9 protein-coding genes and 1 other RNA gene are annotated in these 12729 nt (G+C 61.4%); 2 read left to right on the plus strand and 8 right to left on the minus strand.

What is annotated here, in order from left to right; all coding sequences use genetic code 11:
* Window positions 1-227 precede the first annotated feature (227 nt).
* Window positions 228-1397, minus strand: a complete 1170-nt coding sequence (locus P0N66_RS12040; protein WP_275805748.1) for a Fic family protein — start codon at window positions 1395-1397, stop codon at window positions 228-230.
* A gap of 351 nt (window positions 1398-1748) precedes the next feature.
* Between P0N66_RS12040 and P0N66_RS12045 the strand changes: the two genes are divergently transcribed.
* A complete protein-coding gene (locus P0N66_RS12045; protein WP_275805751.1) occupies window positions 1749-2276 on the plus strand; it encodes a hypothetical protein in 528 nt (175 codons plus the stop codon).
* A gap of 206 nt (window positions 2277-2482) precedes the next feature.
* A complete protein-coding gene (locus P0N66_RS12050) occupies window positions 2483-2740 on the plus strand; it encodes a ComEA family DNA-binding protein (protein WP_275805753.1) in 258 nt (85 codons plus the stop codon).
* A gap of 163 nt (window positions 2741-2903) precedes the next feature.
* Here P0N66_RS12050 and ssrA read toward each other — a convergent pair.
* The 7 genes from ssrA to P0N66_RS12085 form a co-directional block, all read right to left on the minus strand.
* Window positions 2904-3266: a transfer-messenger RNA gene (gene ssrA, locus P0N66_RS12055) on the minus strand.
* Between the two features lie 138 nt (window positions 3267-3404).
* Window positions 3405-3872 carry an SsrA-binding protein SmpB gene (gene smpB, locus P0N66_RS12060; RefSeq protein ID WP_275805755.1) on the minus strand — a complete coding sequence of 156 codons (468 nt, stop codon included), beginning with the start codon at window positions 3870-3872 and terminating at the stop codon, window positions 3405-3407.
* Window positions 3873-4084: 212 nt separating this feature from the next.
* Window positions 4085-5887: a GspE/PulE family protein gene (locus tag P0N66_RS12065; protein ID WP_275805758.1), complete on the minus strand. Its 1803-nt coding sequence runs from the start codon at window positions 5885-5887 to the stop codon at window positions 4085-4087.
* Between the two features lie 40 nt (window positions 5888-5927).
* Window positions 5928-10670, minus strand: coding sequence for a pilus assembly protein (locus P0N66_RS12070; RefSeq protein ID WP_275805760.1), 4743 nt, complete (start codon window positions 10668-10670; stop codon window positions 5928-5930).
* 87 nt (window positions 10671-10757) lie between these two features.
* Window positions 10758-11504 (minus strand): PilX N-terminal domain-containing pilus assembly protein, encoded by a 747-nt coding sequence (locus P0N66_RS12075; protein ID WP_275805762.1) that lies wholly within the window; start codon window positions 11502-11504, stop codon window positions 10758-10760.
* Window positions 11505-11515: 11 nt separating this feature from the next.
* Window positions 11516-11977, minus strand: a complete 462-nt coding sequence (locus tag P0N66_RS12080; protein WP_275805764.1) for a type IV pilus modification PilV family protein — start codon at window positions 11975-11977, stop codon at window positions 11516-11518.
* A 2-nt stretch (window positions 11978-11979) separates the two neighbouring features.
* Window positions 11980-12684 carry a prepilin-type N-terminal cleavage/methylation domain-containing protein gene (locus P0N66_RS12085; protein ID WP_275805766.1) on the minus strand — a complete coding sequence of 235 codons (705 nt, stop codon included), beginning with the start codon at window positions 12682-12684 and terminating at the stop codon, window positions 11980-11982.
* Window positions 12685-12729 lie beyond the last annotated feature (45 nt).

Here is a 12729-nt window from a genome sequence, read left to right on the forward strand (position 1 = left end):
GTAGAACTTTGCCGAGCAAGGGGTCACCCATTAAAAAGGAAAATTGGAAGAAAATTGGGGTCTGACCCCAATTTTATGACCCCAATTTCCAATTTGCTCAAAACTGAGATGTGAAAAAAATCTGTAGTCGAGCAAAAAAAAGATTGACGCATCCGGCGGTCAGGCTTGAATAAAAATCGGGGTCAGACCCCAATTGCCTCGATTTTCCGCCCGGGAATCGAATTGGCTTACCTGCCCGGCAGTTCCGTGCCGCGACTCATGATCTCGATGTAACCCGCGTAGCTGAACAGGCGGTTGCGTTGCCGGGCGGTCAGCTCCTTGACGATGCCGAGTTGCTCCAGATGGCCGAGGGCCTTGTTGACCGTGGCCGGGGTGATGCCGGTCTTCTTCACCAGCGAGCCCGAGGTGGCGATGGGATGTTCCATCAGCGCTCGGTGGACCTCCAGGGTGGAGGCCGCCGCCCGGCCGAGACCGCTGATCTGGTCACGGTCCCGGTTCGACAGCTCGAGGAGCTGTTGCGCCGCTTCCACCGCCTGGGTGGCGGTAGTGATCACCGCCTCGGCAAAGAAATCGAGCCAGGCTTCCCAGTCGCCGGTTAGTCGCACGTTGTTGAGCAGTTCGTAGTAGTACTGCCGGTGCGTCTTGAAGTAGAGGCTGAGGTAGAGCATCGGCTTGCGCAGCACTGATCGTGAGCACAAGAGCAAGGTGATCAGCAGACGACCGAGACGGCCGTTACCGTCCAGAAACGGGTGGATCGTCTCGAACTGGACATGGGCCAGCGCCGCCTTGAGCAGCACCGGGGTCGGTTCCGGCTGGTCGTGCAGGAAAAGCTCCAGTTTACTCATGCACTCCGCTACCTCTTCGGCCGGGGGCGGAACGAAGGCCGCATTGCCCGGCCGGGTGCCGCCGATCCAGTTCTGGCTGCGCCGAAACTCGCCCGGGGTCTGATTGCTGCCCCGGCCCTTGGCCAGCAAAACGCCATGAATTTCCCGGAACAGCCGCAACGATAGCGGCAGTCCTTCCGCCAGCAAATGCAGGCCGTGGTCTAGGGCGGCGACGTAGTTGCTGACCTCCCGCACATCATCCAGCGGCACGCCGGGTTCCTGGTCCATCTCGAACAGTAGCAGGTCGGACAGCGACGACTGGGTCCCCTCGATCATAGAGGAGAGCACCGCTTCCTTGCGGACGTACATGTAGAGAAACAGCGAAGTGTCCGGCAGCAGGGTTGAGACGCTGTCCAGCCGCCCGAGCGCCAGCAGCGCCTGATCAAACTTACTGCGCAACTCCGGCGTCCAATCAATCGGCGGACGCGGCGGCAGCGGCGCGGGTACAAAAGCCTGGGCCTTCTCACCCACCGACGATATGGTAACGTATCTGCCTTGGAGTTCTCGTTTCATCTTGCCTGCCTCGAATCTAAAATAAGATTCGTCTTTATTTTAACTTTAGCGTACAGATTAAAATAAAGGGGCATAAAGGGAAAATCAAGAAAAAATTGGGAGAAATTGGGGCCGGATCGATGTAAGAAGATCAAGCGCAGGGGTGGGGAAACCTTTTCTCTGGTGTACAAGAAAACCAGTCAATCACCCTTTGATATTCCGGGAATCACGACAAAAACCACGACAGCGGATATTCTTGACGCGATCAGAGAGTCGAGGGAAGGTTAATCCGAGGGCCGCCGTCCGGGCCTTGCCAGCCGGCGAGGATGGATTTGAAGGGTTTTTTTACTTCAGATATGTTAGGCAGATGGAATGCTGAAATCCATGCAGGCAAGAGGGCAATATCGCTGGCTGATCATTTTGCTCCTCGCCCTCGCCGTGGCCATCCCGGCGGTCGGGGTTGCCGGGGCCGAACCCTTGGGCGAGCGTGAGCGCCAACGCGAGATCTTCCGGCAGGGTTGGGCCGCGGCCGGCCGGGGCGACCAGACCGGCCTGCTCTTGGCCATCGGCGCCTTGCCTGACTATCCCCTGGTGCCCTACCTGGAATACGAGTTGCTGCGACAGCGGCTGGACAAGGTGCCGGCGGCGGTGCTGGCCAATTTTCTGGCCCGTTATCCCGACTGGTCCTTTGCCGCTACCCTGGAACTTGCCTGGTTGCGCAGCCTGGGCCAACGGGGGGAGGATGAGGCGCTGCTGCGTTACGGGCCGGATTCTGCCGACCCGGAGGTTCGCTGCTACCTGGCCCTAACCCGGATCGCGCGTCAGGAGTACGACGGGCTGGAGGATGAAATTGAGTTTTTGTGGCTGACCGGCCGTTCCGCGAAGAAAATTGGGGTCTGACCCCAATTTTATGACCCCAATTTCCAATTTGCTCAAAACTGAGATGTGAAAAAAATCTGTAGTCGAGCAAAAAAAATATTGACGCATCTGGCGGTCAGGCTTTAGTTTTGGTGTCGACGGCGACTGCTGGTTATGCGGGGCCGTTTTCGGTATGTGGAGGGGGCAGGGCGGGCTTCCGCCCGGGCATAACGATTACGGAGGTATTTATGCTGAGAACACTGGTACTTACTTTTTGTTTTGTGCTGTTCACCTTGGGGTCCGCTCTGGCGGGCCTGAATATCAACACCGCCGACCAGGAACAGTTGCAGGGCTTGACGGGCATTGGCCCGGTGACGGCGGCGGCCATTATCGAATACCGGGAAAACAACGGCGATTTCGCCAGCATCGACGAATTGGTGCAGGTGCGGGGGGTCGGCCCCCGCACCTTGGAAAATTTGCGCGACAGCGTCACCGTGGAAGATTAAGCACCACGGCCGGAAGCCGGCCCTCCTCCAATGCCGGGCACCAACAAAAAACCGCCTGCCGGGGTTATCAGCCACGGCAAGCGGTTTTTTTATTCAGCGGCAAATCTACCGCGGCTGGATGGAATCGTAAATTAACATCAGCCGGCAAAAATACCTGGCAAACTGGTGGAGGCGCCGGGAGTTGAACCCGGGTCCGGAAATACTCCGCATCAGGCGTCTACATGCTTAGCTCCGGGAGTGGGTTTATCGTGCCGGTCTGCCGCCGGAGCGCAGCAGCCGCGACACTATCCTGCTTTAGTTTCGCCTTCGTAACACAGGCCTTTACGAAGACTATCCCGCTAGTCGACGCCCTGGTTCTGAACCCGCGAGAGCGGTTCAGCAGGACGGCAGTGCTCGCTGTTTAGGCGGCAGCTGCGTAAGCATAGTCATCTGCGACTATATTTAGTTCCACCGGATTTACGAGGGTGATGGAGTCCTCGACATGCAGCCCGTACTTATATATCCCCGTCGAAGCCGTTTCGCCCCCCTTGTTGTTGTGTCTGTGGGTTTGCCGGGCAAAGCGGTGGGAGCCGCCGCCCGGCATTTTATCTCATCCGATCATAGCCGGTTGTTATTATAAGACAACCAGTTTGTGGAAAAGGTTCGGTTTTTTGTAACCGTTCGGCTATCCCCGCCGCATAATCCGCTGCAGTTCGCGGTCGGTTTCCTTCTTCTTCAGGGACGCCCGCTTGTCGTACAGCTTCTTGCCCTTGGCCAGGCCCAGGGCAAGCTTGGCCCGGCCCTGGGGGCTGAGGTAGATTTTCAGCGGCACCAGGGTGTAGCCCTGCTCCTTGAGCTTGCCGATCAGCTTGTTGATCTCCCGCCGGTGCAGCAGCAGCTTGCGCACCCGCAGCGGGTCCGGCGGCACCATGCTGGCGTAGGGGTAAGGCGAGATGTGGACGTTATACAGGAAAAGTTCGTTGTTTCTGACCTGGGCGTAGCCGTCTTTCAGGTTGGCCTTGCCGGCGCGCAGCGATTTGATTTCCGGACCGTTCAGCACCATGCCGGCCTCGAACTCCTGCTCGATGGTGTAATCGTGATAAGCCTTTTTGTTGGTGCAGACCACCTTGCCGCCGGAATCCTTCTTTTTCATGGCCCAAGCATAACATGAACCGAGCAGGGGAGCAATTGTAAGCAATCCGGGGCACCCCGTGATCGCTTACAATTTGATATCAAATAACCCAAAGCAATAAACAAAAACGTAAACGGGCAGCAGTGCCGCAGGTTGCGGCAAGCGGCCCGGTGCCGCGTACCCTGGGTACGCAAGCCGGGGCGATCGTCGCAAAATGCGGTGCTGCTGCCCGTTTACGTGGTCACTCGTAAGGCGTCGTCCAGGCTGGTGATGCCGCTTTTCACCTTGCTCCAGGCATCTTCCCGCAGGGTCAGCATTCCTTCCTGGCGGGCCCGAGCCCGGATTTCGTCTTCCGGGGCCTGGGCGGCGATCAGTCGGCGGATCTCCTCGCTGACCGTAAATACCTCAAAAATGCCGCAGCGGCCCAGGTAGCCGGTGTTGCGGCAGGCCCGGCAACCCTTGCCCCGCCGCAGGGTCAGCTCGTCTCCTTCTTCCTCGGCCACCGGCAGCCCCAGGGCCCGCAACTCCGCCGCCGGCATCTGATAGCTTTCGGTGCAATGGGGGCAGATGCGGCGTACCAGCCGCTGGGCCATGATCCCCAGCAGGGTGGAAACGGCCAGGAAGGGCTGGATGCCCAGGTCCACCAGCCGGGTCAGCGACGAGACGGCATCGTTGGTGTGCAGGGTGGAAAATACCAGATGGCCGGTAAGAGCGGCCTGGATGGCGTTGGTGGCGGTCTCGTGGTCGCGGATCTCGCCTACCATAATCACGTCGGGGTCCTGGCGCAGAATGTTGCGCAACACCGAGGCAAAGGTAACCCCGGTCTGCGGCTGGACGGCGATCTGGTTGAACTCCTCGTGCACCATCTCCACCGGGTCTTCGATGGTCACGATATTGATCTCCGGCGAGGCGATCTCCTTGAGGGTGGAATAAAGGGTGGTGGATTTGCCGCTGCCGGTGGGGCCGGTGATCAGAATCATGCCGTGGGGAGCGTGGATCATCTGCTGGTAGCAGCGGTAGTCACGCGGGGAAAAGCCGCTTTCCTGCAGATTTTGGAACATCACCTCGGGGTCGAGAATCCGCAGCACCGCTTTTTCACCGAAGGCCACCGGGATGGTGGAAACCCGGATTTCGGCCTCCTGGCCGCTCCGGTCGATCTTGATCCGTCCGTCCTGGGGCCGCCGTTTTTCGGCGATATTGAGGCGCGAGAGCGATTTAATCCGCGAAACCACCGCCGCGTGCACCACCTTGGGCAACTGGTAGACGGTGTGCAGGGCGCCGTCGATGCGAAGGCGCACCTGGCTGCATTCCCGTTTGGGTTCAATATGGATATCGCTGGCCCGCTGCTCGAAGGCGTAGTTAAAGAGATGATCCACTGCGGTGGTGATGTGGTGGTCGGTGGAGGCGGCCTCATCCGAGGAGGCGACCTTGACGTACTGTTCCAGGTTGCCCAGGTCGACTCCGGGGCCGGCCAGGTTGTCCTCGGCGGCGGAGATGGAGCTTTGAAAGTTGAAAAACTCCTGCAGCATCCGCAGAATGTCGCTGCGGGTGGCGAGATGGGGGCGCACCGTCATCTGTACGGCCCGCTCGATCTCGGCCAGCACACCGCGGTGGTCGGGGTCGTGGATCGCCACCTCCAGTACCCCGTTTTTCACCGCCAGGGGCAGAATCAGGTGCTTGACGGCGAAACCGCGAGGGATGGTCTTGGTCACCACCGCCAGATCCAGGTCCAGCGGGTCCAGTTTTTTGAAGGGGAGGCCGGCGGCTTCGGCCACCGCCCGGGTCACCTGCTCTTCGCTGAGCAACTCGCCGGGTTTGTCGCCGGTTTCAAAACGGAAGGCCAGCAGGGCGTCGAGCAGGTCCGGCCGCCCTGCGTTGCCCGGCCCCGGCCGCTGTTGCCGGCCGCCGCCGGCCTTGCGCAGGTTTTGCAACCGGCTTTCGACCTGCTCCCGGAAAAGATGCACCTGCTGCTGGTTGAGCAGGCGCCGGTCGTAGAGCAGATCGGCCAGCAGCGCTGCATCCTGCAAATATCGCAAGCCTGTTTCCCGGCTGTTCAGCACCGCTCACCTCGCCTTGCTAATCGGTTAAGATATGGCGGTACAGCTCCCGCCACCAGGCCCGGCCGGGGCGGTGATCCTCAAAGGGCAGCTCCGGCTGGTCGATGCTGATGATGGCCCCGGTGCTGGTCTGCAAAAAGGCCTTGGCGCCGGTATCGGCCCCCACGTGCAGGCTGGGGGTGGTGGCCAGGCCGGGCCCCACCAGCACCTGGTAGTCGACCCATTCCCCTTCCTCCAGTTGCTTGCCGAAGATCGAACGGTGCCAGGCGGTGCCGGTCTGGAAGTACAGGGCGTAAAGGTCCGAGGTGCCTTCCGGGTTGCAGACATCATCGTTGGGCAGGTAGGCGGAATAGGTCAGCAGCCCGCCCAGTACCGTGGCCTGGCCCAGGTTGCGCTCGCCTTCACGGTGGAACCGGCGGTACCAGCCGTCCAGCCCCTGTTCATCTGCGGGAAAGCTGCAGCCGAAGCCGGCGATGTAGTCTTGCAGTTGCTTGAAATATTCCACCCCGCTGGGCAGGCAAAGGCTGGCGTCGCTGCATTCCAGGGCGGCGGCACTGGCCAGGTGGTTGCTCTGCACCTCGATCTGGTCGACCCGCAGCAGCCCGCGGTTGCCGATGTCGGTGGTGGTCACGTCGGCCAGGTAATCCTTATGGGCCACCGTGCCCCAGGTAAAGGTGCCGGGCACCTCGCAGTCCCGGGGTTCCTTGACGCCGTAATAGTGAAAAAAATCTTCGTCGTTGTAGTCGTTGCTGTTGAACAGCCGGCCGGTGCCGAAATAGATCCAGTAATTATGGTAGTCGAAGGAAATGGAAGCCGCCGCGGTTACCGGTTGACCAACGTCGATCAGTTCCACCGGGTTGGGGCTGGTATCCAGCAAACCGGGCCACTGGTCCGGCTTGGTGGCCTCCTGATGACCGTCCAAGGTGCGGCTGTCGGTAACCAGCCGGTACATCTTGCCCCCCCAGCCCTCCGTAAAATTGCCGCTGACGGTACCGAAGTACACCGCGTTGGCCAGGTAGTTGAGACCGAAGTCGGCGGTGATCAGTTCCGAAATCGAGGTGTTGGGGTCGGAAAGCATGAAGCTGCCGGTCTGCTTACCGGTGATTTCGCCCGGTTCGGTCTTGGGGATCCGGAAGGGGACGGGGTCGGTGTCATGAACCAGTTCCCGCAGGGAAATCACCCCGATGCCGGCTTGCTGGTTACTTTCACCCTTGACATTGGTGGGGCCGCTGCCCAGCACCAGGTACCATTCCGATTGAGTATCGTTGACCATGGGCACCACGGTGGGCACGGCGGTGGTAAAGCCCATGGCCATGGTGTCGGTTTCGTTGAAGGTCATCTCGGCCAGCAGCCGGGGCGGCTCTTCCGGATTGGTTATATCCAGGATGAAAAAGGCCGAAGAGAAGGTCTTGCCGTTGAGTTCCACCTTTTCGCCGCCGAAGCGCATGCCGCCCACCAAAATGGTGCCCCAGCCGTCGGTGTAAATATCGGGGTCCTGATCCTCGAAGATCTGCACGTCGAAGATGCGCGGCACCAGATCCACGTAGTACTTGTGGCCGTAGTCGGGATCGGTGAGGCACTTGAGGTGGGGCCAGAGGTTGTAGGGGACATAGGCCCACATCTCGGCCCCCAGGGGGAGGGCCTGGGCGCCGTCTTCGTCGATACAGTCCGGGGTCAGGCAGAACCGGTTCTGGCCCGGATCGAAGAAGCCGCCGTTGACCGCGTGCAGCATGCCGTCGTTGCCGCCGAAGTAGATCATGTGCCGGCGCTTGGTGTGCCGGTTGACGAAGCGGGCGTAGGAGGAGTCACGGTAGAGGAAGTGGTAGCCTTCCGCCGGCCGCGCCACCACGGTGGGGGTGGAATGGACCACGTCGCCCAGCCGCCAGGTGATGAGTTCGGCGTCGTTATTGAGGATCTCGCGGCTGCGCAGGCCAACCTGGTCCAGGCCGCGAATCCAGTTGATCACCTCCGCCGCCTCGGTTTCGTCGCTTACCCCAAGGTCCTGGTATACGCCGGGACCCAGGCTGGTGATCTCGGCGGCTTCAAAGGGCAGCACTTCGCCGCCGGTTAAGACATCCTGGACCACGCCGTCGTTGTTGCTGTCGTGCCAGGTGAAGATATGGCGCCGGCGGTCGGTTTTGCTCAGGTAATCGCTGCGGTTGGTGGTAATGGAGCCGCCGCTGATGGAGGCCAGCCAGTCGTTGGCGTTCCAGAGGTACTTGACATCGGAGATTTCCCGGACCTCACCCTCGCACAAGCTGGTTTCTTCGTTCCATACCCCCAGGCAGGCTTTTGAGACGCTGTCGCCGGGATGGTGAAAGACGGTGACGGGCCGGTCACAGTCGCCGCTGTTGTCGGTGGGGTCGGCGCAGGGTTCCAGCCGGCGGCTCTGGGTGGTGTCCTCGTAGAGCCGGCCATGGGTGTCCACCAGCAGGGCCTGGACCTGGCCGGCCCAGTTGATCTCATTGTCGGCGTTGTCAAATTTATCCGGCCAGAAGATGGCCTGGTAAACCGCGCCTTCGCCGGAGCGGGTGGCGGAAATTACCGAGGCGGCGGAACCGGCCGCCGCCCCCGCCCGAATGTTACGGAAGGCGTCCCGCAGGTTGCCCTCCAGCTCGGCCAGGTTGGTGGCCTGGTACAACTCGGTGCCGCCGCTTTTAGCGCTTTCGGCCAGCAGGTTGTGGGGGCTGCACTTGTCGGCGGCATCATCGCGGAAATCACCCACCGCCACCACGTGGGTGGTGATGGGCCGGTTGTAGCCCTCGGCAACGGCGTCCGGGGCGGCAAAGTTCAGGGTGGTATCCTCGGCCAGGCCGCTGTAGGCGTAGCGGGTCAGATCATCCAGCCAGGTGCTGCCGTGCAGGGCGTCGCAGGTGCCGCTGCCCAGGTTGTAATTGAGCGCCGAGGCGAAATCAACCATCTGCGGGGCGAGGTCGGCGGTTGGTGCCCCGTCGGTGATCAGCAGGATGTTGTTGGTCTGGCACCAGTCGGTGATGGGGGAGTGCCCCACCCCGATGTTGAAGTCGTCGGCGTGCAGGCGCATCTCAACGCCTGAAATAATACCCTGCTCCCCCTGGGTGAAATAGCCGATGGCGTTGTACATGGATTCCGCCAGCGGCGTCCAGGTGTCGGCGACAATGGCGTTGACCGCCGCCACCAGGCTGGTGGTGTGGGTCTCGCCCTGGCCGACGGGCTGGATGATCAGGCCGCCGTCGCGGACACCGTCGTCGCAGGCGTAAAGGGTGTCCGACAGGGTGCATTCGTAGGCGGCGCCGTCGCGATTGAAGGTCATGGCGCCGATTCGCAGCTCGTTGGTAAATTCCTGTAGCAGGCCGGAGGGGGCCTCCGTTTGCGCCACCCGGCCCTGGAGCACCGCAATGGGGTGGCCGATCTGGCTGAGTACCCCGGAATCCACCAGTACCGCCGGCAGGTTCCAGAACTCGCCGGTGTCGTCGCCAACCCCGGTTACCTGATCGCTGGGGTCGGTAACCACCGGCACATCGATGATTCCGCAGTAGCGCAGCAGGCCGTCGGCCACACAGGCGTTAACATCGGCATAGGTGTTCGGGGCCCAGCCGTCATTATCGATTTTGTCATTGGGGCGCCAGGTTACGGTGCTGTGGTCCCAGCAGTAGCCCACGTAACCGCTGACGTGCAAGGGGTGTTCGCCGCCGTGTCCCAGTCGCTTGGCTTCATAGTCTCCGAAACACATATAACCCATGTGGTCGGTGGTGATGTCCTTGGGGTCGATGCCGGGCGGGCCGTTGCCCTCGTAAATCTGTTCGCAGGCGTTGATGGTCCGGTTGATATCGCCCACCGTGATGGAATCGGGGTCATTGTGCTTGACGATGAACCAGCAGGTCTGGATGGCGTGGTTCAGGGCGGCCTGGGAAGAAACCTCGTGGTCGCCGGCGGTGCCGGAACGATAATCGAAACAGTCGTCGATGTAACCCTTCAGGGCGCCCAGGTTGGGGCTGTCTTTGCGCAGTTCCTCCACCGCGTTCTGGCAGGCCTGGTGATCGTAGGCGCCGGCGCTGTCGGTAACCGGAAAAATTTCGATGCGGGTGGTATGGTCGTCCGGATTGAGCAACCGCTCCATGGGGCTGGGGGGGCGCACCGCCACCGCCAGACGGTGGGTGCCGGCGCCGTCATTGCCGGCCGGGCTGATCACGGTTTGCTTGACAAACCGCTTTTCCAGGCAGCCCCGCGATTCCATTACCAGGGCACCGTCTTCATGCTTGCCCCCGGTAAGGATGCCCTTTTCGATATCCATCTTGGAGGCCGCCGCCCAGTTGAGGTAGTTGCCGCGGGCGGCGAAGCTCTCCAAAGTGACCACCGGGTCGCCGTCGATGTCGGTGGTGGTGGCGATGTCCAGGCAGATCTCGCGGGCCCCCGCCAACCCTTTGCGGTAATTGGCCGCAGTACAGCCGGTTTCCGTGGCTTCCGGCACGAAGCGCTCAGCGGTAAAATCGTACCGGTACCAGCCGTCGATTTCGAAATAACCGGCGTAGGGCTGGGTTGCCGAGTAGGTTTCGTCGTAGCAGTAGCGGGGGTCATGGACGTAGGCCAGGTCGTACATGCTGGCCGAGTTGTCGATGATCATCAGCAGGTTGGGGTCCACCCCCGGGGTCAGGAAGGGAGGCACCTTGTCGGGGTCGTCGCTGTAGCAGTAGCCCGCTATCGCCTGGGCCGGCAGCAGGAGCAGCAGGGCCAGCAGGCCGGTGGTCAGTGCCGTCTTGATGCTTTGGTACATTGCCGTCATGTCTGATCCCCTCGATCTTGTTCTCTTGTTGTCCGTCGGCCGACGATGCAGGGCCACCAGTTTGTCTCGTAAACGGTTACCTTGCAATTAATCCACCCGGCAGCCGCTTTCCAGCATACCGTAAGCGCGCCAGCGTACCTGCAACATCTTTTCGGTGTTCTGCGGTCCCTGGTGATGGACGTAGATGTCATAGACCAGGGACGAACTGTAGCCGCTGCCCGCCGCCTTGCCCACCCCGACATAGCCGGCGGCCATCTGCTGGGCGCCGCCAAAGGCCTCCACGCTTTGCCCGCCCATCCTGACGCTGGTGCGGCGGTTGGGGTCCGGGGTCTGCCAGGGGAAATCATTCATGATGAAATCGGCTTGCCCCACCGGGTCATCGGCAAAGGCCAGGATATCGGCGGGGAACTCCGGCGGGTCCTGTTCCCAGAAGCTAAGGGTATCGAAGTATACCAGAAGCGGGCCGATCTGGCGGTCGGTGTCGCCGGTGCCGGCCGCGAAACCGGCGCAGATGATATTCTCCTCCAGCAGCATGGTGGCCATTTCCACCCCGCCGTCGGTGTGGAAGAAGGTTTCGGTGTGGGATTTGTCCACCCCGGCGATCTGCAGCTCCAGGTTGGTGGAGGTGGTGGCGGAAATACCGATCAGTACCAGTACCAGCATGATCAGCAGGGCGCCCACCAGCACAAAGCCGCCTTCCTGGGGCCGGCGATGGCGAGCCGCCGCCGGTGACATTCCCTGGTCGCTTGCGGGCTTGGCGGCTTGCCGCCGACTTGCTCCACCGGTGGCGATTATGGCGCCGGCCGCTGGTATGTAATGATTTGGTTTCTGCATGGCGGCCTTCATCAGAATTGCATCTTAATGTAGTCCATGGCCACGGTGCGCATTACGCCCCGGTCGTCGCGGCGGACGGTGACCCGGATGGTCTTGTTGTCCGGCAGGGGGTAGTCTTCCGCCACATGGTAAAAAATTTCGAAGCCATCTACCCCTGTGGGCCAGGTGGCGATATCCTCATGCTCCAGGTCGTTTAAAGCGTTGTTCAGGCTGGCGGCGTTCGCCGGGTCGTAGTCAGCCGGGGCGGTAAGGGTGGCGACCAGGGCCGGGTCGTCGTATTCCAGCCGCATCATTCCTTCAATGGTGGAGCCGGCCAGGGAGGAGGCGGTGGTGATCCGCATGGCCAGGTGGTTGCCCCCAAGGGCCGAAATCTGCATGGAGGCGGCGGCCAGAATGCCCACCGCCAGCATGGTGATGGCGATCAACACTTCGATCAGGGTGAACCCTTGTTGCTGTTTTAGGGTGCGGCTCATGTTCATAACCCCAGATTGCGGCCGTGGATGGTATGGATCAGCAGTCGGCGGCGGGTGTTGTCGTCGCGCAGCCACATCGTGCCGCCGGCGCTTACATACTCAATGGCGTTGCCGCCCGAGTTAAAACGCGGGTCCGGCTGCCCGGCCCGGGCCAGCAGGGAGACCACCACCGCCCGGATGTTGTCGAGATCATTGACGTCCGGGGCGGTGGTGGCGGTGCCGTCTGCCAGCAGGTAAAGAAACTCCGCTTCTTCGATGTTTTCCGCCAGCGGCGATTTGCCGGCATGCAGGGAGGCCAGGTTGCAGTCGCCTCCGGCCCAGGCCACATTGGAGCGGACGCGCCCCAGGACGGGGGACTGGGTGGAAGCGCTGTCGTACTGATCGTACATGACGCATTCCACGTTGCCGTCATCACCCACCCGGGAAAAAACCAGCCGGCTGGGGCTGTTGCTGATGGTGAAGCCCAGCCCCTGCTGCGCCTGGCCGGCGCCGGGAAAACCGGCGCTGCGGATTTCCCGACTCACCATGTCCAGGGCCACCCGGATGTTCTGCTGCATCTCCACCGTATGGTCCTGGGCGATATAGGTGGCGTGCTGGCCGCGAAAGGAGAGCATCACCGCCGCCATCACCACCCCGCCGAGGGCCAGGGCGATCAGTACTTCCACCAGGGTGAAGCCTTGTTGTCTGCAGCGGTTTCCGTGGTTCATGATTTTGCCGTCGGCTCATCGTTCATTGTATTTCCATTTTTCACG

Origin of the sequence: Desulfurivibrio dismutans (genome assembly GCF_029210385.1) — a bacterium.
GTDB classification, from domain to species: domain Bacteria; phylum Desulfobacterota; class Desulfobulbia; order Desulfobulbales; family Desulfurivibrionaceae; genus Desulfurivibrio; species Desulfurivibrio dismutans.

Excerpts from the sequence above, each read along its gene's own strand:
- P0N66_RS12040 (WP_275805748.1), bottom strand. The coding sequence starts at position 1,397 with ATGAAACGAGAACTCCAAGGCAGATACGTTACCATATCGTCGGTGGGT.
- P0N66_RS12045 (WP_275805751.1), top strand. The coding sequence starts at position 1,749 with ATGCTGAAATCCATGCAGGCAAGAGGGCAATATCGCTGGCTGATCATT.
- P0N66_RS12050 (WP_275805753.1), top strand. The coding sequence starts at position 2,483 with ATGCTGAGAACACTGGTACTTACTTTTTGTTTTGTGCTGTTCACCTTG.
- smpB (WP_275805755.1), bottom strand. The coding sequence starts at position 3,872 with ATGAAAAAGAAGGATTCCGGCGGCAAGGTGGTCTGCACCAACAAAAAG.
- P0N66_RS12070 (WP_275805760.1), bottom strand. The coding sequence starts at position 10,670 with ATGACGGCAATGTACCAAAGCATCAAGACGGCACTGACCACCGGCCTG.
- P0N66_RS12075 (WP_275805762.1), bottom strand. The coding sequence starts at position 11,504 with ATGCAGAAACCAAATCATTACATACCAGCGGCCGGCGCCATAATCGCC.
- P0N66_RS12080 (WP_275805764.1), bottom strand. The coding sequence starts at position 11,977 with ATGAGCCGCACCCTAAAACAGCAACAAGGGTTCACCCTGATCGAAGTG.
- P0N66_RS12085 (WP_275805766.1), bottom strand. The coding sequence starts at position 12,684 with ATGAACCACGGAAACCGCTGCAGACAACAAGGCTTCACCCTGGTGGAA.